Annotated in this window: 15 protein-coding genes, 1 rRNA gene and 2 pseudogenes; 1 reads left to right on the top strand and 17 read right to left on the bottom strand. The window is 38.3% G+C overall.

The window, feature by feature from the left end:
- Positions 1–42: 42 nt before the first annotated feature.
- Together K6969_RS00090 and K6969_RS00085 are read right to left on the bottom strand one after the other, a co-directional pair.
- A 16S ribosomal RNA gene (locus tag K6969_RS00090) occupies positions 43–1,591 on the bottom strand.
- A gap of 531 nt (positions 1,592–2,122) precedes the next feature.
- The gene (locus K6969_RS00085; RefSeq protein ID WP_002936602.1) at positions 2,123–2,593 is read right to left on the bottom strand and encodes a sigma-70 family RNA polymerase sigma factor; all 471 of its coding nucleotides are present in this window, start codon (positions 2,591–2,593) and stop codon (positions 2,123–2,125) included.
- A gap of 402 nt (positions 2,594–2,995) precedes the next feature.
- Between K6969_RS00085 and K6969_RS00080 the strand changes: the two are divergent.
- Positions 2,996–3,854: pseudogene (locus K6969_RS00080) on the top strand (IS630 family transposase); the annotation flags it as partial.
- A gap of 196 nt (positions 3,855–4,050) precedes the next feature.
- Here K6969_RS00080 and ftsH read toward each other — a convergent pair.
- From ftsH to dnaA, 15 genes and pseudogenes are all read right to left on the bottom strand, one after another.
- Entirely contained in the window at positions 4,051–6,024 is a 1,974-nt protein-coding gene (gene ftsH, locus K6969_RS00075; protein WP_004195369.1) for an ATP-dependent zinc metalloprotease FtsH, read from the bottom strand.
- 21 nt (positions 6,025–6,045) lie between these two features.
- Positions 6,046–6,588, bottom strand: coding sequence for a hypoxanthine phosphoribosyltransferase (gene hpt / locus K6969_RS00070; RefSeq protein WP_014735203.1), 543 nt, complete (start codon positions 6,586–6,588; stop codon positions 6,046–6,048).
- Between the two features lie 7 nt (positions 6,589–6,595).
- Positions 6,596–7,864 carry a tRNA lysidine(34) synthetase TilS gene (tilS, locus tag K6969_RS00065; RefSeq protein WP_171942912.1) on the bottom strand — a complete coding sequence of 423 codons (1,269 nt, stop codon included), beginning with the start codon at positions 7,862–7,864 and terminating at the stop codon, positions 6,596–6,598.
- Positions 7,865–9,145, bottom strand: coding sequence for a serine hydrolase (locus K6969_RS00060; RefSeq protein ID WP_171942913.1), 1,281 nt, complete (start codon positions 9,143–9,145; stop codon positions 7,865–7,867). It lies immediately after the preceding gene.
- Between the two features lie 12 nt (positions 9,146–9,157).
- Complete coding sequence (locus K6969_RS00055; protein WP_004194325.1) at positions 9,158–9,271, bottom strand: SP_0009 family protein; 114 nt, start codon at positions 9,269–9,271, stop codon at positions 9,158–9,160.
- On the bottom strand, positions 9,268–9,636 hold the full coding sequence (locus K6969_RS00050) for an FtsB family cell division protein (RefSeq protein ID WP_004194327.1): 369 nt from the start codon (positions 9,634–9,636) through the stop codon (positions 9,268–9,270). Before K6969_RS00050 ends, K6969_RS00055 begins: the two co-directional genes overlap by 4 nt.
- Complete coding sequence (locus K6969_RS00045) at positions 9,623–9,895, bottom strand: RNA-binding S4 domain-containing protein (RefSeq protein WP_004194330.1); 273 nt, start codon at positions 9,893–9,895, stop codon at positions 9,623–9,625. The genes K6969_RS00050 and K6969_RS00045 overlap by 14 nt, the downstream gene beginning before the upstream one ends.
- Positions 9,896–9,944: 49 nt before the next feature.
- Positions 9,945–13,439 (bottom strand): transcription-repair coupling factor, encoded by a 3,495-nt coding sequence (mfd, locus tag K6969_RS00040; protein ID WP_171942914.1) that lies wholly within the window; start codon positions 13,437–13,439, stop codon positions 9,945–9,947.
- Positions 13,439–14,008 carry an aminoacyl-tRNA hydrolase gene (gene pth / locus K6969_RS00035; protein ID WP_171942915.1) on the bottom strand — a complete coding sequence of 190 codons (570 nt, stop codon included), beginning with the start codon at positions 14,006–14,008 and terminating at the stop codon, positions 13,439–13,441. The genes mfd and pth overlap by 1 nt, the downstream gene beginning before the upstream one ends.
- Positions 14,009–14,165: 157 nt before the next feature.
- Positions 14,166–15,281, bottom strand: coding sequence for a redox-regulated ATPase YchF (gene ychF / locus K6969_RS00030; RefSeq protein WP_014637241.1), 1,116 nt, complete (start codon positions 15,279–15,281; stop codon positions 14,166–14,168).
- Between the two features lie 83 nt (positions 15,282–15,364).
- Positions 15,365–15,709: a helix-turn-helix domain-containing protein gene (locus K6969_RS00025; protein WP_171942916.1), complete on the bottom strand. Its 345-nt coding sequence runs from the start codon at positions 15,707–15,709 to the stop codon at positions 15,365–15,367.
- A gap of 103 nt (positions 15,710–15,812) precedes the next feature.
- The gene (locus K6969_RS00020; protein ID WP_004195358.1) at positions 15,813–16,016 is read right to left on the bottom strand and encodes a DUF951 domain-containing protein; all 204 of its coding nucleotides are present in this window, start codon (positions 16,014–16,016) and stop codon (positions 15,813–15,815) included.
- A 9-nt stretch (positions 16,017–16,025) separates the two neighbouring features.
- Complete coding sequence (locus tag K6969_RS00015) at positions 16,026–16,907, bottom strand: diacylglycerol/lipid kinase family protein (RefSeq protein ID WP_024402082.1); 882 nt, start codon at positions 16,905–16,907, stop codon at positions 16,026–16,028.
- A gap of 91 nt (positions 16,908–16,998) precedes the next feature.
- Complete coding sequence (gene dnaN / locus K6969_RS00010; RefSeq protein WP_004194538.1) at positions 16,999–18,135, bottom strand: DNA polymerase III subunit beta; 1,137 nt, start codon at positions 18,133–18,135, stop codon at positions 16,999–17,001.
- A 153-nt stretch (positions 18,136–18,288) separates the two neighbouring features.
- A pseudogene (gene dnaA, locus K6969_RS00005) lies at positions 18,289–19,624 on the bottom strand (chromosomal replication initiator protein DnaA); the annotation flags it as partial.
- Between the last annotated feature and the right edge of the window lie 38 nt (positions 19,625–19,662).

Raw genomic sequence — 19,662 nt, 5'->3', positions numbered from 1 at the left:
CAAAATTAAAGAAGACTGACGTACAGGTTTCCATTTCCTTAGAAAGGAGGTGATCCAGCCGCACCTTCCGATACGGCTACCTTGTTACGACTTCACCCCAATCATCTATCCCACCTTAGGCGGCTGGCTCCTAAAAGGTTACCTCACCGACTTCGGGTGTTACAAACTCTCGTGGTGTGACGGGCGGTGTGTACAAGGCCCGGGAACGTATTCACCGCGGCGTGCTGATCCGCGATTACTAGCGATTCCGACTTCATGTAGGCGAGTTGCAGCCTACAATCCGAACTGAGACTGGCTTTAAGAGATTAGCTTGCCGTCACCGACTTGCGACTCGTTGTACCAGCCATTGTAGCACGTGTGTAGCCCAGGTCATAAGGGGCATGATGATTTGACGTCATCCCCACCTTCCTCCGGTTTATTACCGGCAGTCTCGCTAGAGTGCCCAACTGAATGATGGCAACTAACAATAGGGGTTGCGCTCGTTGCGGGACTTAACCCAACATCTCACGACACGAGCTGACGACAACCATGCACCACCTGTCACCGATGCTCCGAAGAGAAACCCTATCTCTAGGGCGGTCATCGGGATGTCAAGACCTGGTAAGGTTCTTCGCGTTGCTTCGAATTAAACCACATGCTCCACCGCTTGTGCGGGCCCCCGTCAATTCCTTTGAGTTTCAACCTTGCGGTCGTACTCCCCAGGCGGAGTGCTTAATGCGTTAGCTGCGGCACTGAGTCCCGGAAAGGACCCAACACCTAGCACTCATCGTTTACGGCGTGGACTACCAGGGTATCTAATCCTGTTCGCTCCCCACGCTTTCGAGCCTCAGCGTCAGTTACAGACCAGAGAGCCGCTTTCGCCACCGGTGTTCCTCCATATATCTACGCATTTCACCGCTACACATGGAATTCCACTCTCCCCTTCTGCACTCAAGTTTGACAGTTTCCAAAGCGTACTATGGTTAAGCCACAGCCTTTTACTTCAGACTTATCAAACCGCCTGCGCTCGCTTTACGCCCAATAAATCCGGACAACGCTCGGGACCTACGTATTACCGCGGCTGCTGGCACGTAGTTAGCCGTCCCTTTCTGGTAAGATACCGTCAAATGAGAAACTTTCCACTCTTCTCACAGTTCTTCTCTTACAACAGAGCTTTACGATCCGAAAACCTTCTTCACTCACGCGGCGTTGCTCGGTCAGGGTTGCCCCCATTGCCGAAGATTCCCTACTGCTGCCTCCCGTAGGAGTCTGGGCCGTGTCTCAGTCCCAGTGTGGCCGATCACCCTCTCAGGTCGGCTATGTATCGAAGCCTTGGTGAGCCGTTACCTCACCAACTAGCTAATACAACGCAGGTCCATCTCATAGTGAAGCAATTGCTCCTTTCAAGTATCTACCATGCGGTAAATACTGTTATGCGGTATTAGCTATCGTTTCCAATAGTTATCCCCCGCTATGAGGCAGGTTACCTACGCGTTACTCACCCGTTCGCAACTCATCCGTCTAGTGCAAGCACCAGACTTCAGCGTTCTACTTGCATGTATTAGGCACGCCGCCAGCGTTCGTCCTGAGCCAGGATCAAACTCTCATTAAAAGTTTTGATTCAAACTCAAGCTATTGCTAGCTTTCCGTTTTATTGTTTTTTTGTCATTGACGATTTATCCTTAGATAAATCACCCTGCACGTTTGGTTCGTCTTCTTTAATTTTCAAAGGTCTTGTCGTTATCGCGCTCTCGCGACAACCATCTTAGTTTATCATTTCTTGTGAACTTTGTCAACACTTTTTTGAAACTTTTTTTCGTTCCTCTGTTAACCAGTCCCGCAAGAGACAACTCAATTATTCTATCATCTTCTGATGGTCTTGTCAACACTTTTTCGAAACTTTTTTTCGTTTCTCTATTAACCAGTCCCTCAAGAGACAACTCATTTATTCTATCACGACTTATATACTTTGTCAACCGGTTTTTTGGGATTTTTTACACTGAAAGTTCTATGTAGATACTTTGTTTTTTCTCCTATTCCTTCTTCCTGTGCTATAACCTATATAAAAAGAAACTGAACAGAACTTTTTATGGTGCTTCTGCCCAATTTCTTAATTCGATTAACGTGATGTTAGTAACTAGCTTTAGCGAAAGTCTTTCAAATGAATTTGTAAATCACGTATCATTTCACGGCGACCATTAAAACATTGTCCGCTAATTAATTTTTCGTATTTATCAAGTTGATCATTGCTCAGATTTTTTCGATAATCTCTCAAGGCACCTCTCAACATTAATAGTTCATCGTTTATCAATCCCGGTGATTGTATTGCGTGAGATAATTCGTGAATATCTTCATGTGGCATTCGGTCAAACTTGCGTTTTTGACTTTCCTGTTTGCGGATACGATCCTTGATTCGATTTCTGAACTTGACTTTAAAATAACAATATAATTGAACTTGTTCATCAACTAGCCACGGTTGAGCTTCCAATAATTCAAACAAGGTCATCATTCCTTCTTGTTCCCAATCATCTCGATCCCATAGTTTAATGTAAAACTCTTTTCGAGCCTTATTTACAATACCTTTGACGCTTGCGTACACTTTTTCGAATTCCATTTCTTAATCTCCTTTTGTTGATGGTTTAAGTTTATCGAAAAGTGCTGGCTTTCTACAGGACATTTTTGTCTAGCATACTTTATTTGATTTTTCTTTTTTAAAGTACGTTTGCTATTGATACTCTATGACAAGCATTGCATTCTGTTTCAGAAGGGAGTTATTTGGTATAGTTCTAAGATTGAGATAATACTGTTCAAAAAACAAAAACTAACGTATAATAGATTTATGAAACTTACTATCGAACAAACAAACGAATTAAAAACTTATTTGAAAGATAAAACCTATTCCCCATTTCATAGACGACTTCAAGTAATCCTGTTCAGAGCCGAAGGTCTCAGTTATAGAGAAATCACTAACCTTATCGGCTATTCAAAGTATACAATCTGGTCCTTACAAGGCAAGTATGAGCTTGGTGGGATTTCAGCTCTAGTAAGAGAAACGCGAGGTGGACGGAACCGTCAATATTTAACCCTTCAAGAAGAGGAAGCATTTCTAAAAGAACAGTTAACAGCTTCACTAAATGGCGAATTTGTGACCATAAACTCTCTCTACGAAACTTATCAGAAACGGGTTGGACACCCTACGACCAAGGAAGGATTCTATGCCCTTCTGAAACGCCATGGTTGGCGCAAAGTGACGCCAAGACCAGAACACCCTAAAAAAGCAGACGCCGAAACGATTCTAGCGTCTAAAAATAAAATCTTCATTCACGAAAATAGGAAAGCGCTTCAAGAATAGTCGTCGCTATCATAAAGTCAGACTAATGTATCAAGATGAGGCGGGTTTCGGTCGGATTAGTAAAATTGGAAAGGCCTGGGCACCAAAAGGGGTGAGACCGCATGTACATAGCCACTATATTCGTGAGTATCGCTATTGCTATGGTGCTATTGATGCCCATACAGGAGAGTCCTTCTTCATTATCGCTGGGGGTTGCAATACAGATTGGATGAATGTTTTTCTCAAACAACTATCTGAAGCTTATCCTGACGATTATATTTTATTAGTGATGGACAATGCCGTTTGGCATAAATCAAGTACCTTAGAGAAACCACATAATATTGGTTTTGAGTTTATTCCTCCCTATACTCCTGAAATGAATCCAATTGAACAAGTTTGGGCTGAGATTCGAAAGAGAGGGTTTAAGAATAAAGCTTTTAAAACACTAGATGATGTGATAAACAAGCTTCAAGAAGTGATACGAGAGTTAGATTGGTCTATTTTAAAACCAATTGTTAGTAGACGATGGTTAAAAAACACTTGATTGGTTTGATTTTGATTTTTGTTGAGTATAAATAACTATTGATTCGTTTTTCTTGTAAATGCCCTGTTTCTGATGTGTATCATGTAAAAAAGCCCTCGCCAAGATTATGTACTTAGCGAAGGCTTTGTGGTTATTATTAGTGGTTGAGAGTGAAGACAGATCCGTTATGGAATGTCTTGCCCAGAGTATTTTTATACTACTCTTTCGTATTAATTTTCTCTTTTACCTCTTCATAAGAAAGGGGATGAACATCTTCATCATCACGTTCAATATTCTCTGGCATTTTGCCTGTTTCATAGAGAGATTTAATCTGAACACTGTCTAGAGTTTCGTATTTGAGCAATGCTTCTGCGATTAGTTTATGAGTTTCACGATTAGACTGAATAATTTCAGCTGCTTTGTTGCGAGCTTCATTTAACAAATCACGTACTTCATTATCTAATTCATAAGCAGTTTGTTCTGAAATGTGTTTATGAGTTGTCTGGCCACCAAACATTGCATGACTGCCCTCATACTGCATTGGTCCCATTTTGTCACTCATGCCATATTCAGCAACCATAGCACGCGCCATCTGTGTTGCTTGTTCAAAGTCATTTGAGGCACCAGTTGTTTGGGTATTGAAAATAATTTCTTCCGCAACACGTCCTCCCATAAGACCAGCCAATTGCTCCTTCATATCTTCTTTAGATAGAAGCATTTGATCTTCTTTTGGAAGGGCAATCATGTAACCTCCTGCGCGGCCACGTGGTACAATAGTAACTTTATGAACTTCACGCGCATTTGACAAGACAAGGCCGACAATCGTATGACCAGCTTCATGGTAGGCAACGATTTCTCGTTCCTTAGCTGAGACTTGACGATCTTTCTTGGACGGACCTGCAATAACACGATCTTCCGCTTCGTCGATATCTGACGCATCGATGACAGTTTTGTTTCGACGTGCAGCAACTAGAGCTGCTTCGTTAAGAACATTCTCTAAATCTGCACCAACAAATCCTGGTGTTTGTTGTGCTACTAATTTCAAATCTACATCTGCTGCTAGTGGTTTATTCTTCGCATGAACTTTAAGGATTGCTTCACGTCCTTTAACATCCGGACGACCAACCAATACTTTACGGTCAAAACGACCTGGACGAAGAAGGGCAGGGTCTAAAACATCACTACGGTTGGTTGCGGCAATGACAATAATCCCTTCGTTCCCTTCAAAACCATCCATTTCAATTAAGAGTTGGTTGAGGGTTTGTTCACGTTCGTCGTTACCGCCACCCATGCCGACACCACGTTGGCGACCGACAGCATCGATTTCATCGATGAAAATAATGGCTGGCGCTGCTTTTTTTGCATCTTCAAATAATGAACGAACACGGCTGGCACCGACACCAACAAACATTTCAACAAAATCTGAACCAGAAATGGAGAAGAATGGTACACCCGCTTCACCTGCTACTGCTTTGGCAAGCAAGGTTTTACCGGTTCCTGGAGGCCCCTCTAGTAGCACACCTGCTGGAATACGTGCTCCAAGTTTAGTAAAGCGTTTTGGATCCTTCAAAAATTCAACAACTTCAACTAATTCTTGTTTTTCTTCTTCTGCACCTGCAACATCTGAGAAACGAACTTTGATATTGCTTTGCTCAAGAGCTTTTGCCTTGTTTCGCCCAAAATTCATGGCACCTCGAGCTCCGCCACCACCCTGGTTCATCATCATCATGAAGAATACACCAGCAATGATAAGCGGTAACAAATTAAAGACGATATTTAACCAAAGTCCATTTGAACTTTCAGGTTTAATAGTAACCTTTACTCCATTTTCATTTGCAAGAGCTTGTAGCTCTGACAAATTCGTTTCTGACGGTAAAATTAGTGATTTAAAGTTTTTATACTTAACTTTACTAGAAACTTGGAATAACTTAATAGTTGAAGCTAACTCATCTTTAGCTTCCTGTTCTTTTTTGTACTTACCAGTAATTTCAATAACACTTGAATTTGGTTGATAAGTAATTTCAGATACATTATTATTTTTCAATTCAGTTACTACTTGTGAATAACTGATTTCTTGAGTTGCTACTTGCTGACCAGCGTTAAAAAATTGAAAGGCTGTAACAATAGTGGCAATAACGAGAATAATGAGAAAAGGATTTTTTATAAATCCTTTATTTGGTTGATTGTTCATAATATAGTAGGAAACCTTTTTCTATTTTGTGTAAACTTCCTCTTTGAGTACACCAACATAAGGAAGATTACGGTAATTTTCATCATAATCTAAGCCAAATCCAACTACAAATTCATTTGGAATAGTAAAGCAAGTGTAGTCTGGCTCGATTTCAACAACACGACCTTCTGGTTTATCAAGAAGAGTGGCAATTTTAATAGAGGCTGCCTGACGCAAAGCAAAGAGTTCTTTCAATTCTTTTAATGTGCGACCAGTGTCAATAATATCCTCTACGAAGATGATATGTCGACCTGCAACACTATTGTCCAAATCCTTGATAATCTTAACGGTACCGCTACTCTCCGTTCCGCCATGGTAGCTAGAAACAACCATATAATCCGTTTCTACATGGGCATCAATATGTTTCATTAATTCTGCCATAAATGGGATAGAACCTTTTAAAATTCCTACAAGAATAGGATTCTTATCTGCATAGTCTGTTGCTAGAATTTGACCGAGTTCTTTGCATTTTGCAACGATTTCTTCTTCTGAAACAAGAATTTTCTTAATATCTTTGTCCAACATAGTTGTTCTACTCTTTCATTTTTATATATAAGGTAGCTTTGATTATATCATTTTTTACTGATTTACTCAAATCACTGCTAACAAGATTCGTAATTCCATAAATTTCTCCATTCTGCTCGATAATAAGCGCATTTTGTCGAACTTTCTGTGAGATTTTATTATCAATAAACCAACGGCGGAGTTTTTTATTTATTCCGTTTATTAAAATGGTATCCCCAGCCTGCCTTCTCCTCACTACAATTGGATTTTCTGTAGGAAAATATAAAATACTATCCGCTTCTTCCAAAGGATGATTGAGAGAAAAAATATATGAACCGTAAGAAAAAATACCCTCTGATTTTATCATGATTTTTTCTGGTTGACTATCCGTCTCTGGTCCTATTTTATAAATTTGAAAACGATGATAATCCTTTTCTAGCATGTAATCATTTTTCAATAAATGATAGTAGTTAGCTTTTGAACGCAAGATGTGTAATACTTCATTAAATTGTGGACGAGAGAGCTGTAAATCAGGAAATTTTTCCAAATATTCCTCTAATAGATAACTTTGTACCGCAGGTGTCTGTTGTTGAAAACTCATCACATCTGTAACGGATAAACCCTGTGTCAAATCTCTTAGCGCTTGAAATAGATTATTTGTATCAACTGCAAGATTATTGAGAGTAAGTTCGATTTTAGGATTTTCCTGTTTTAACTTTGGTAAATAGTCATTTCTGACTCTATTTCGAAAATATTTGAAATCTGCATTGCTGCAATCTTCAAAATGAAATAGCTTTTCAAAATCTGCCTTTTTAAAAGATAAAAGTGGTCGAATAAGTTCCCCTGTTGCAAAAGGCTGAGTCGGTTGAATTGCTGATAAGTGACGTAAACGCCCTCCTCTGATCAATCGCATAAAGACAGTTTCTGCTTGATCATCTGCATGGTGGGCTGTCACTAGTGCAGTGTAGCCTTCCTTCTCCATGATTGTAGCAAAAAATCCATAACGCCATTTTCGCGCCGCTTCTTCTGAAAAAACACCTTCAAAATAGGACAGATAAAAGGGAACATTACTTTCTTCTGCTAACTGTCTAAGATATTTTTCCTCAATGACAGATTCTTCCCTCTGTCCATGATTAATATGGGCAATTCCAAGTTCAATCCCTAACACTTGTTTGCATTCGTATAAAAGATGGAATAGGTTCATAGAATCTAACCCACCAGATACGGCTACTAGTACTTTCTTATGTTTATCAAAAAAGTGACCATCCAGTGTCACTTTTAAAAATCTATCTTTCATTTACTTTAAAATCCCGTAAATATCATTTGCAATTTGTGTAATCTCATCATAATTTGATTTATCTGTAAAAATAGATAAAACAAAAGGAGACCCTGCGTAAACAATCGCTACATCGTGTTTGACATCATCTGCATCACCAATTTTATGAGCAACTGGAACTGAGATGTCTTTCGAAATACGTTGATCATCAAATTGAGTAGATAACAAACTTTCTAGCACATAGCCATTTTGAATATATAAGGCTTCCATCATTTTACCTGCGATTTCAGCTGAAGTTTCACGTGTAACCATACTCCACTCACTACCTGTTTTAGCAGTTATTACTTGATAAAAATTGGAATCGAATTTATTAGCTACATAATAAGAAAGTAAATTACTAGCTACATTATCTGACTCTTTAGCAGTCTTATTGATTAATTCTTCCACTGAATAATCTTTATTGTCAGGAGTTTTTGACAGTGAACCACTTCCTCCAGCAACATAAGCTCCTGGGAAGGATATAGATTCGGTTGTATATTTCACTTTAGTAGTCAAATCAATATACCCAGCATTCAGTTGCTCTTGAACGTAATAAAGAATTGGTAGTTTAGCAATGCTGGCAGAATAGAATAGTTTCTCTTGATTTACACCTGCAGTTTGACCTGTTGACAATTGTTTCACATATATACCAATAGTATCTTTGGAATATTTGTTAGTCAACAACTCTTGAACGGCTTCTACTCTATTATCCGTTTTAGAAAGATTATTTACTGCAATCCAACCTTTATCTGTAACATAGGCAAAATCACCTAGGGAAGTTGTTACGATTTTAGAAACCATAACAGCTTGATAGGGTTGTAAATCATTTTTTATTTCCGTAGCTTCGTTAGCAATTGGTGAGGTTAACAATGTGAAACCTTTTTTTGTCCAATAAGTTTGCTCAACAGTAGTTTCTGTAACAATTACATCATCAAATAGTAGATGCCTACTTGCAAGAATGTAACCCTTGTCATCTATTTTGAAAACCAATTCTTTTTTGCTATTGACTAGAACATCCGTAATAGAAAAATGTTGGTTCGGCTGTAATTGTCCACCTGCTATAGTCAGTTCTTCATCCGAATAAAGATTCTCAGTTTGAAAAACATTTGGGTTTTGAGGGATAGTTTGAAAATACTGATCATAGATAGTATGAGTCAATTCGTATTCTTCTTGCGCTGTGAGTTCAAATGGTATTTCTGTACTATCGACCACCTGCCATCCAAATAAAACTGGCAATAACCATACGAGCAGTTTTTTCTGCATACTCCCTCCTTTCTACGATTCATTTTCTTCTAGCTTTAATTCTCTATTCTTTTGATTCAACTCTTCTAATTTTTCATCAGAATGCTGTAAAAATTGCTCTACAATTTTAAAAATAGATTCGGTCATTTTGGTAACCCTGGAATATTGTAGACAAATTCCCCTTCTTTAGAGTATTGATACTTAGCCCGAACATACTTTGCTGCGTATTCCTCATTTTTCAATTTTGCAACCATCTCTGCTTCCTGCTTCTGTTCTTTGGTCAGTTCTTCGTAATTTTTTTCCAATTCAGCAAGCTTCTTTTCCTGCTGCTGAATATTAGTGTAAGTCCCAACAAGATTATAGGCAGGCAACATAAAAAGAAAGATAACTAGAATGAGAATTGCACCCATAAAACGATTTTTTTGTTGGCGTTCTGCCAATTGATGCTGAGTTTTTTTACGCTCCGACTGAATAAAGGCATTATTCAGTTGTAGAATTTTAGATTTCTTCATCTTTTTCTATCCTTTTTTCACTGATAATTTCATACATTTTCAGTGCGTCTTCTTTTTTAGTCGAATCTTTCATTTCAAGTACTTTTACAGTGAGTAGTTTATTACCAAATTGGATTTCAACCTGATCATTTACTTTTAAATCTGTTGAAGATTTAGCCAAAATCCCATTGACTTTTATTCGTCCTTTATCGGCAACTTCCTTCGCAACTGTTCGACGCTTGATAATGCGGGATACTTTCAAATATTTATCTAGTCTCATACTTTACCTCAGTTCACTATTTTACCATTTTTCAAGGTATTTGAGAAATTTATTCTGCCTTCCTTGCTTTAATTTCTTTTAATTTTTCGGCAAAAGAAATTAATTCCTCTAATATTTCATATTCTTTTTTCTGTTGAATGTTAAACACAACAGCTAGTTTTCCTTTATTTTCCCTTATCTGAGCTTTCAAATTTGTCACAGATAAAGCTTCAAAGTAATCTTGCGTTAGGAAAATTTGACCAGCCATAGGTTCGAATGTTACTGTCACTTGATGTTGTCGTCTAAGAACTGTATGACAGAAAACTTGGTCTAAAAATGACTTCAATAGACCGATTTCAAGTAAGTAGGCTACTACATCAGGGTACTCTCCAAAACGGTCTATCAATTCTTCTTGCAATTCTTGATAGTTGACACGACTGTCAATATTCTTTATACGCTTGTAAATTTCGATTTTTTGTCGCTGATCACCAATATAATCACTTGGTAAATAGGCATCAATCTGTAAATTGACCTCTGAATTACTCTTCTGACGTTGGGTTGCCTTACCTTGTTTTTCCAAGATGGCTTGTTCCAGCAATTGTGAATACATCTCATATCCCACAGAATCAATAAAACCTGACTGAGCAGCACCTAAAATATTTCCCGCACCACGAATGGACAAATCTTGCATGGCAATCTTGAAACCTGATCCTAGTTCTGTAAAGCCCTTAATGGCTTCCAAGCGTTTTTCAGCTACTTCTGTCAAGGACTTGTCTGGACGGTACATGAGATAGGCATAGGCAATCCGACTGGAACGGCCAACACGTCCTCTAAGTTGATAAAGAGTTGACAGTCCCATATAATCTGCATTTTCAATAAACAGTGTATTAGCATTGGGAATATCAACACCTGTTTCAATGATTGTTGTGGTCACTAGAATATCATACTCACCCTCTACAAAGGCATATAGAGTATTTTCTAATTGGATCTCCGACATTTGTCCATGAACGTATCCTATAGTAGCTTCTGGAACCAATTCTTTTAATTCAGACACTTTCTGTTCAATGGTGTCAACTTTATTGTAAAGATAGTAAACCTGACCTCCGCGATCTATCTCTCGAAGCATTGCATCTCGGATAACGGAAGGATTTGTTTCCATCACATAAGTTTGTACAGGATAGCGATTTGTCGGTGGAGTCTCAATTACTGATAAGTCGCGGATTCCCAGCATGGACATTTGCAATGTCCGAGGAATCGGAGTTGCAGTCAAGGTTAGGACATCTATTTTCTTTTTCAGTTCCTTCAAGCGTTCCTTATGCTTGACACCAAACCGTTGCTCTTCGTCAATAATCAGTAAACCTAAATCAGCAAAAACAACATCTTTTGATAGAAGGCGATGAGTACCAATGACGATGTCAACTTGACCTTTTTTTAGCTTTTCAAGCGTCTTTTCCTGCTCTGCTTTTGTTTTAAAACGACTCATGACATCCACATTGACAGGAAATTCTGCAAACCGTTCTTGGAAATTAGCATAGTGTTGTTGGGCTAAAACAGTCGTAGGAACTAGGATAGCTACCTGTTTTCCATCATTGACAGCCTTAAAGGCAGCTCGCATGGCTACCTCTGTCTTACCGAAACCGACATCACCTACCAATAGACGATCCATTGGAGAGTCTTTTTCCATGTCCTTCTTAATTTCATCAATGGAACGAAGTTGGTCGTCGGTTTCCACATGTGTAAAGTAGTTGTCAAACTCAATCTGATTCTCATCATCTGGTGAAAAGGCAAAGCCTTTCAACTGGCTACGCTCTGCATAAAGCTTAATCAAATCATCCGCAATATCCTCTACCTGCTTCTGAACTTTTTGCTTGGTTCGTTGGAAACGGCCATCGTTTAGTTTATTAACTTTTGGAGCTTTTCCATCGGACGCTAAGTATTTGGAAAGGAGATCAATCTGCTCTACAGGAATGGAAATGCGATCGGAGTTTTGATATTGAACTGTCACATAGTCACGGTGGATACCTGATATTTCAATGGTTTCTATCCCTAAATACTGACCTATCCCGTGAACATGGTGAACAACATAATCACCAACTGCTAATTCACTATAGTCCTTAATACGTTCAGCGTTAGAAATATTGGTTCTACGTGTCTTACGCTTCATTTTCTTATTGAAAATCTCTTTTTCAGTGATGAAGACTAGTTTCTCATCCATCAAATGAAAACCTGAAGCTAACTGACCAATCGTAACCTGTTGCTGACCTTCTACTAACTTATCTGCTGCATGTACTGGAAGATGGATATCATACTCTTGTAAAGTTTTCTGTAAAGTCTGTAAACTTACATCAGAACTCGCTTGAATAACAACGGTATTATTTGATTTCGCATACCGAGTCAATTCATCTTTTAACAATGGAATCTGGTGGAAAAATTCCTGCATAGGATACTGTGTGAATTGATAAAGAGCATCAAACTTTACATTGCCTAAACCTTTTTGAAAACTTGAAAAGAAGCTGGCAGGTTTGTATTTTCTCAATTCAGCGTAAGTTGAGGCAAAATATTTCAAACTTGACACTGTTTTACCCTTATGTAAATCATCTGTCAACAAGTCTGCAATTTCTTTTTCAATTTGAGCCTGCTTGTCAGCAATTTTATGAAAATCATCTAAAAATAAAGGGGTTCCCTTTGGCAAGTAATCCAACAATGTCCATGATTGTTCATAGATACAGGACAAGAATTTACGTAAATCTGGATGCCGGTACTCCGTCTGCATATCAGCTAAGACTTCTCGTAAGTAAGACTGTTGCTCCTCTCGGGTCGATTGTTCAATAGCTGTCTGAATGTATTGGCTAGCCCTACTATAGTCTTCTGAAGACAAAATGATATCGGAAGCTGGAGAGATCGAGATTTCGTCTAGATTTTCTAAGGATTTTTGACTGTCAACATCAAAGATACGAATACCATCAATCTCATCTCCAAAAAATTCTATTCGATAAGGAGCTTCTGCTTGCATGTCAAAAATATCTAGGATATCACCTCGTTGGCTAAATTCTCCCTGGGTTAATACACGAGACACTTTTTTGTAGCCGATGTTGACAAGATTCTTTACAAGTTTGTCAACTTCTATTTCTTGACCAACTTCAAGCTGTATTTTAGAACCTTTATAAGTCTCAGGACTCGGCAATAAGACCCGACAAGCAGCCATACTAGCAACTAAAATTCCTGAACTGGTAGAATCTATCAAGAAATTTAAACTGTCAATCCTTGATTGAGTCCGTTCTTTTGATGCAAAGACAAATTCCGCAATTGGACTATCATCTGTAAAAAAGTTGTAAACATTCTCACTTCCAACGATGGCTGTTAAATCTGCAACTAATTTCTCTGCTTCATTTTGAGTAGCAGTCACAATCATTATTTTCTCAGCCAAACTATCATAGGCAGTCGCCATGACTAATGACTTACTGGTTCCAGATAATCCTAATAGTAACTGACGTGTTGATTTGTTTAAACCAGACTGCCATTGATTGATTTGCTTATTTTTGTGAAGTATATCTAGTATATTCATTAGCCGTTAAACTTTCTCATAATTGTATCAAAATCGTCCTCTTCCAGATAAAAGTTGACAGCCTTGTCAAGTTTATCTAGTGCTAAGTCGATTTCAATACGGTCTTCTATATCAAAGCCAGACAAGACATGGTTGACAACGCTCATCTTTCCTTTTGGACGACCAATACCTATCTTAATACGATCAAATTCTTGTGTTCCAATATGCTTGACAATGGATTTAATCCCATTGTGGCCACCTGCGGATCCTTTTTGACGGAAACGGATCTTCCCAACAGCCATGTCCAAGTCGTCGTAAGCTACCAGAATATCTGTCTCATCCAAACCATAGTAGGTCATCAGGGCATGAACAGCCTTACCTGACTCATTCATAAAGGTGGTTGGTTTAACTAGGAAGACTTTTTCACCGTCAATAAAGGTGGTTGCAATATCCGCCTGAAAAATTTTATCGTGACTAAAAATTACATTTTCACGCTTGGCAATCTTATCCATCAACATAAAGCCAACGTTGTGTTTTGTTTCAAAATAACGGTCTCCGGGATTTCCCAGACCGATGATCAATCGTGTCATTTTTTCTCCTTAAATACCAAAAGGCTGGAAAATGCTTTCCAACCAAGTAATCATCCTCTTTGATGCGATAAACTGTTCTTAGTCTAGGCGTTGAAACCGCAGACAATACTGATGGTATGGCAAGGTAAAACAACGAAGAATAAGGACAGTTTAGCCATCAAACGTTAAAGCGGAACTCCATGATGTCCCCATCTTGAACCACATACTCTTTTCCTTCTTCACGAAGGCGTCCTGCTTCTTTAACAGCCTTCTCAGAGCCGTATTGAATCAAATCATCATAGGACATGGTTACGGCACGGATAAAGCCTTTCTCGAAGTCTGAGTGGATGATCCCAGCACATTGAGGGGCTTTCATGCCACGCTTGAAGGTCCAAGCACGAACCTCCTTCTCTCCTGCTGTAAAGTAGGTGCCTAGACCAAGCAAGTGATAGGCTGCACGGGTCAATTTATCAACGCCAGATTCTGTCAAGCCAAGAGCTTCCAAAAACTCACCCTTGTCTTCATCGTCTAGTTCTGAAATTTCTTCTTCTGCACGCGCAGAAATTACTACAACTTCTGCATTTTCTGTTGCCGCAAAGTCACGGATTTGCTGAACATAACTGATAGACTCAGGATCTGCTACCTTGTCTTCATCGACGTTGGCAACATAGAGGACTGGCTTGGTGGTCAAGAGGAAGAGTTGCTTAACGATTTTTTGTTCTTCATCGGTGAAGTCAACTGTACGAGCAGATTTTCCATCTTCCAAGACAGGCTTGATTTTTTCAAGAACTGCAAATTCTGCCACAGAATCCTTGTCTTTTTGCGTACGGGCCATTTTTTCTACACGCGCATAACGCTTGTTGATACTCTCTAGATCCGCCAAAATCAATTCTAGGTTAATAGTATCAATATCTGCGATTGGATCCACAAAGGCGTCTTCACGGCCTTGTTCACGCATGACATTTTCATCGTCAAAGGCACGCACCACGTGGACAATGGCATCAACCTCACGGATATTGGCCAAGAATTTGTTTCCAAGTCCCTCACCTTTAGAGGCACCTTTTACGATACCGGCAATATCGGTAAATTCAAAAGTCGTTGGGACTGTCTTTTTAGGGGTGATGAGTTCTGTCAACTTCTGCAAACGCTCATCGGGCACTTCTACCATGCCGACGTTTGGATCAATGGTCGCGAAAGGGTAGTTTGCAGCCTCTGCTCCTGCCTTGGTAATTGCGTTAAATAGGGTTGATTTACCAACGTTTGGCAAACCGACGATTCCTGCTGTTAAAGCCATGTTTTTTACTCTCCAATTAAAAATTCAATCATGACTATTATAGCAGAAAAGTAGAGAAAAAGCTTGCTGTTTGGCAAGCTTCATTAAAAATAATGCTGAATAAACATTACAAGACAAAGAATGAGAAAGATAAAATCTCCTCTTGTAAGCTGTCGTTTGGATTCTTCGTTCAAGTATTCCCAAACATTCATTTTTCCTCGTTGTTCCACCACAATTTCCTTCTCAGGCTCTTTTCCTAAAACCAGATAATCCAGACTAACACCAAAGATTTCTGCTAGCTGGACCAGTTTGTCAATATCTGGCGTTGCTTCGCCATTTTCCCACTTGGAAACAGCCTGACGGGAAATATAGAGTTTCTCTGCCAACTCATCTTGAGATAGGTTCTTGGTTGTGCGTAGATTCTTGATTTGTTGTGCTAACTGCTTCATGATTATATCCTCCTCTTTTTTCTAAGTCTATTATAGCTTAGAAAGGAACAGTTGACTAGAAATTTTTAGGAAAAAATCGCAACCAGCAGTTGCAAACTGTCAACTAGGCTTCACTTGGTAGAACTTGTTTCATTTTTCGTTCAAAATCATGCCGGCTCATCATAACGACATGGTCACAGTTGCTACAACGGATTTTGATATCCGCTCCTAGACGGATAACTTCCCATTTATTGGCCTTCTTGCCGGTCGATTTGATGACACAGGCATGAGGCTTTTTCATTTCGACAAATGATCCTAATTGATACATACTTCCTCCTTAAAGATACATACTTCTTTCCTGATAGGTTAACGTTACCTCATTTGCAGTGCATGTCTCTCCATCTATTTGCAATAATAATTTTTCTTTTGATTTTAAAACTACATCTACCCCTGTTAAATGCTGAATTGTATGAGAAGATTCATGCCTCTTCGTTAATAAGGCTAACAATGATTGTAGACGTTGGTAGAAATTTCCATTTTTGAAGTAAACAATATCTACTTCCTTCTTTTTAGCACTTGCTGTTGGCCATATCATGATTCCTCCACCAAAATAAAGACTATTTGCTACAGAAATAAAAAAGAGATTATCTAACTGATAAGATTTTTCATCAAGAGTTAATTCTAAGTTTATAGCTTGTTTTGAAAATAATGTTTTAATACCAAAGAATAGATAAGTTAACTTCCCAAGTTTTACCTTGTTCAGAATTTTTTTCAAAATTGAATTCGTCGAACCATTGATAACTTGAGCTGCAAAGCCAAAATCCATACTGTTTACAACCGTTCCGTATGAACTGTTTAAAACATATATCCGACTTGTTTTTCCCTCTAAAATGGCATCTACACTTCTATAGAGCGATGTTATATTCATTGCCTTAGCAAAATCATTTCCAGATCCTGTTGGATAATAAGCAAACGGTAGACTAGCTGGCCAAAAACGCAAAGCTTTAGATAGTGTACCGTCCCCGCCTAAAATCATTAATTGGTCCTCACTACTGACAAACTCCTTTAAAATAGCCTCTATTTGACTTTTTTCATCCTCAGGACCAACTGTCATAAAAATGTTAACTGCAAGCTGTGGATAACTTTCTTTTATTTTGAATATGATATGTTCAGCAGTGTGGCTACCAGCATTAGGATTAGCTAATATATATAACGTCATTTATTCCCCATCACTAAATATATAAAAATAAGCTAGGTGCTATTTTTTAGTATAACATAAAAACGGCTAGTTTAGCCGTTCTTAATATTATTTAGTTGGTACGCACTGGTGTAACCAATTGAATAAAATCTTCCCCTTCATTGTTTGGAATCAATGTAAATGGACGGACAGAAGAGATAAAGCTAATTTTCACTTGTTCACTAGTTGTGGCTTTCAATGCTTCTATCAAGTAAGTTGGGTTAAAGCTGATTACTAAGTCTTCACCTGATACTTCTACAGTATCTAATTCCTCATTCACACGTCCAACTTCTGGAGAATTTACATGAGCCGATACAACATTATTAGCAATTTCTAGTTTTACTGTACCATTTTGGGTTGCATTTGAAAGAAGACGAGCACGCTCCATCGAGTGACGAAGATTTGCAGTATCAAAAATTGCAGTTGTTTTAAACTCAGTTGGAATTAAGCGGTCTGTATCAGGGTAGGTACCTTCTAATAAGCGTGTATAGAAGCTAATATGCTCGCTTCTAAAAAGGATTTGATTATTTGAAAAGAAGACTTCCACTGTTTCAATATCATCTGTAAAAACTGCAGTAAATTCACGGAGAGAACGACTTGGAATGACAACATTAAAATCATCACCAGAGGTATCAAGGACCAATTTCCGTTGGCTCATACGGTGTGAATCTGTTGCAACAGTTTTTAGATTTTTATTTTCTGTTAAAACAAAATGAACACCCGTAAGAATAGGACGACTTTCTTGTGTAGAAGCTGCAAATGCTGTTTCATTAATTGTTTGTTTTAATACTTTGGTTTCTAACACCAATGGTTTTGAAGTTGGAACTTCCTGTAAACGAGGATACTGTTCTGCTTCTTTTCCCTTTAATGTGATTTCAGACTTACCACTTGTCAAAACGATTTGCTTTTGTTCAATTTCATTGAAGTCAAGGACTAAATCCGGCATACTGGATACGACATTAATAAAGAAACCAGCTTCTAAGAGAATGGAACCTGGAGAACTGATCAAAAGTCCTGCATTTTCATCTTGAATAGAAATAAAATGTTCAATCGAGATTTGTCCATTTGAACCAGTTAAAGTAATCCCTTCACTAGTTACTGTAATTTTTACTGTTGAAAGAATTGGAATAGCATTTTTTGTACTGATTGCCCGTTTAGTAATACTAAGTGCTTGTAGAAATATATTTTTATTAATAGAAAATTGAATCATGGATTCTCCTTTATTTATTATCTATAAGGTTAATAGTAATAGTAGTCTCTGTGTATTCTGTGGAAAAGTGATGAAAGACCAATAAAACTGCGGAAATTAACTTGTTCACAACTTGTGGAAAAAACAAAGTTTTTTTGAAAAGTTATACACAGGTTAACGAAGTTTATTTTTTATACTGGTAATCTCTATTTCTAAATTCTCATCATCCAAGAGGAGAGTTTTTATTTTATTGTATGCATGCATAACGGTTGTATGGTCTCGATTACCAAATTCTTTCCCAATTTTTGGAAGGGAATTGTCTGTCATTTCACGTGCTAAAAACATAGCAACTTGTCGCGCGTGAACGATATGTTGAACACGCTTAGAACCTTTTAATTCTTTCAAGCTGACACCGTAGAAATTTCCCACTTCGGTTTGGATTTTCTCAATAGGAATAACCATATTTTGTGGATTTGTTTGTTTCCTTGATCGAATAGCTTCAGCAGCAACCTCGACACTTATCTCAGACAGTTGACGCATAGTGGCTATCAAATGGATATCTTTTAAGGCACCTTCAAGATCACGTACGTTCGAATCAAATTGTCCAGCTAGATAGGATAGCGTCTCATTTGTAAAGTTGTAAGGCAGGCTCTCGCACTTGTTACGTAAAATTGCGATACGTGTTTCAAAATCAGGTGGAGTGATTTCACTGGTTAACCCCCATTTGAAACGTGTTACTAGTCTTTCTTCCAAATTGTCTAAGTGATCGGGATTACGGTCGCTTGTGAGTACAATCTGCTTATTTTTTTCATGAAGCGCATTAAAAGTATGGAAAAATTCTTCCTGTGTTGTTGCTTTATTACGGAGAGACTGAATGTCATCAATTAGAAGTAAGTCCAGATTGCGATAGGTTTTTTTGAAACTTTCCATATCATTGAGACGGAGGTGTTCTAAAAATTCATTGATGAATGTTTCCGATGAGACATATTTTATCCTTGCCTGGGGATTATCGGCTAGAACCTTATTTCCAATCGCATTTAAAATATGAGTTTTTCCAAGACCAGGACCACCAAAAATGAATAATGGATTGTAGAGCTCACCTAGGTTATCAGATACAGCTAAAGCTGCAGCCTTTGCCCAGTGATTATTGTCTCCTTGTACAAAATTAGCAAAGGTGTACTGGGATTTTATATCAGAATGAACCGGTTTAAAAGTTTCTTGAGGAGTAGCCGATTCAGGTGTCTGTACCTGGTGAACCACTGAACTTCTTGCGTTCGTAGTGTTCTTAATCTCCTGTTCATCCTCTGTAAATTGATATTGGATGGCAAGAGGCTCTCCGTAGATTTCAAAACTAGCGGCAATCATTAACTCTTCGAAGTTTTTTTCCCAGAAATCTTTTTTAAATGGACGATTTAAGAAAATATTGGCAACTTGCTGGTTGATTCCGAGTAATTTTGCATCAGCGACATAAAAATCATAAATAGATGGCTTAAAATTTACTTTTGCTAATTCAATAAATCGTTGCCAAAAAAGTTGTTCTTGGTTCAT

The sequence above is a fragment of the Streptococcus suis genome (genome assembly GCF_019856455.1).
Classification (GTDB): domain Bacteria; phylum Bacillota; class Bacilli; order Lactobacillales; family Streptococcaceae; genus Streptococcus; species Streptococcus suis_AE.
Note: the sequence above shows the minus strand (reverse complement) of the source record. Positions and strands in the feature narration are given on the sequence as shown.

Bases quoted from the DNA above. Each gene is read 5' to 3' on its own strand.
- K6969_RS00020 (WP_004195358.1), bottom strand. From the start codon at position 16,016: ATGTATCAATTAGGATCATTTGTCGAAATGAAAAAGCCTCATGCCTGT.
- pth (WP_171942915.1), bottom strand. From the start codon at position 14,008: ATGACACGATTGATCATCGGTCTGGGAAATCCCGGAGACCGTTATTTT.
- dnaN (WP_004194538.1), bottom strand. From the start codon at position 18,135: ATGATTCAATTTTCTATTAATAAAAATATATTTCTACAAGCACTTAGT.
- K6969_RS00015 (WP_024402082.1), bottom strand. From the start codon at position 16,907: ATGACGTTATATATATTAGCTAATCCTAATGCTGGTAGCCACACTGCT.
- tilS (WP_171942912.1), bottom strand. From the start codon at position 7,864: ATGAAAGATAGATTTTTAAAAGTGACACTGGATGGTCACTTTTTTGAT.
- K6969_RS00025 (WP_171942916.1), bottom strand. From the start codon at position 15,709: ATGAAGCAGTTAGCACAACAAATCAAGAATCTACGCACAACCAAGAAC.
- ftsH (WP_004195369.1), bottom strand. From the start codon at position 6,024: ATGAACAATCAACCAAATAAAGGATTTATAAAAAATCCTTTTCTCATT.
- K6969_RS00045 (WP_004194330.1), bottom strand. From the start codon at position 9,895: ATGAGACTAGATAAATATTTGAAAGTATCCCGCATTATCAAGCGTCGA.
- mfd (WP_171942914.1), bottom strand. From the start codon at position 13,439: ATGAATATACTAGATATACTTCACAAAAATAAGCAAATCAATCAATGG.
- hpt (WP_014735203.1), bottom strand. From the start codon at position 6,588: ATGTTGGACAAAGATATTAAGAAAATTCTTGTTTCAGAAGAAGAAATC.
- K6969_RS00085 (WP_002936602.1), bottom strand. From the start codon at position 2,593: ATGGAATTCGAAAAAGTGTACGCAAGCGTCAAAGGTATTGTAAATAAG.
- K6969_RS00060 (WP_171942913.1), bottom strand. From the start codon at position 9,145: ATGCAGAAAAAACTGCTCGTATGGTTATTGCCAGTTTTATTTGGATGG.
- K6969_RS00050 (WP_004194327.1), bottom strand. From the start codon at position 9,636: ATGAAGAAATCTAAAATTCTACAACTGAATAATGCCTTTATTCAGTCG.
- K6969_RS00055 (WP_004194325.1), bottom strand. From the start codon at position 9,271: ATGACCGAATCTATTTTTAAAATTGTAGAGCAATTTTTACAGCATTCT.
- ychF (WP_014637241.1), bottom strand. From the start codon at position 15,281: ATGGCTTTAACAGCAGGAATCGTCGGTTTGCCAAACGTTGGTAAATCA.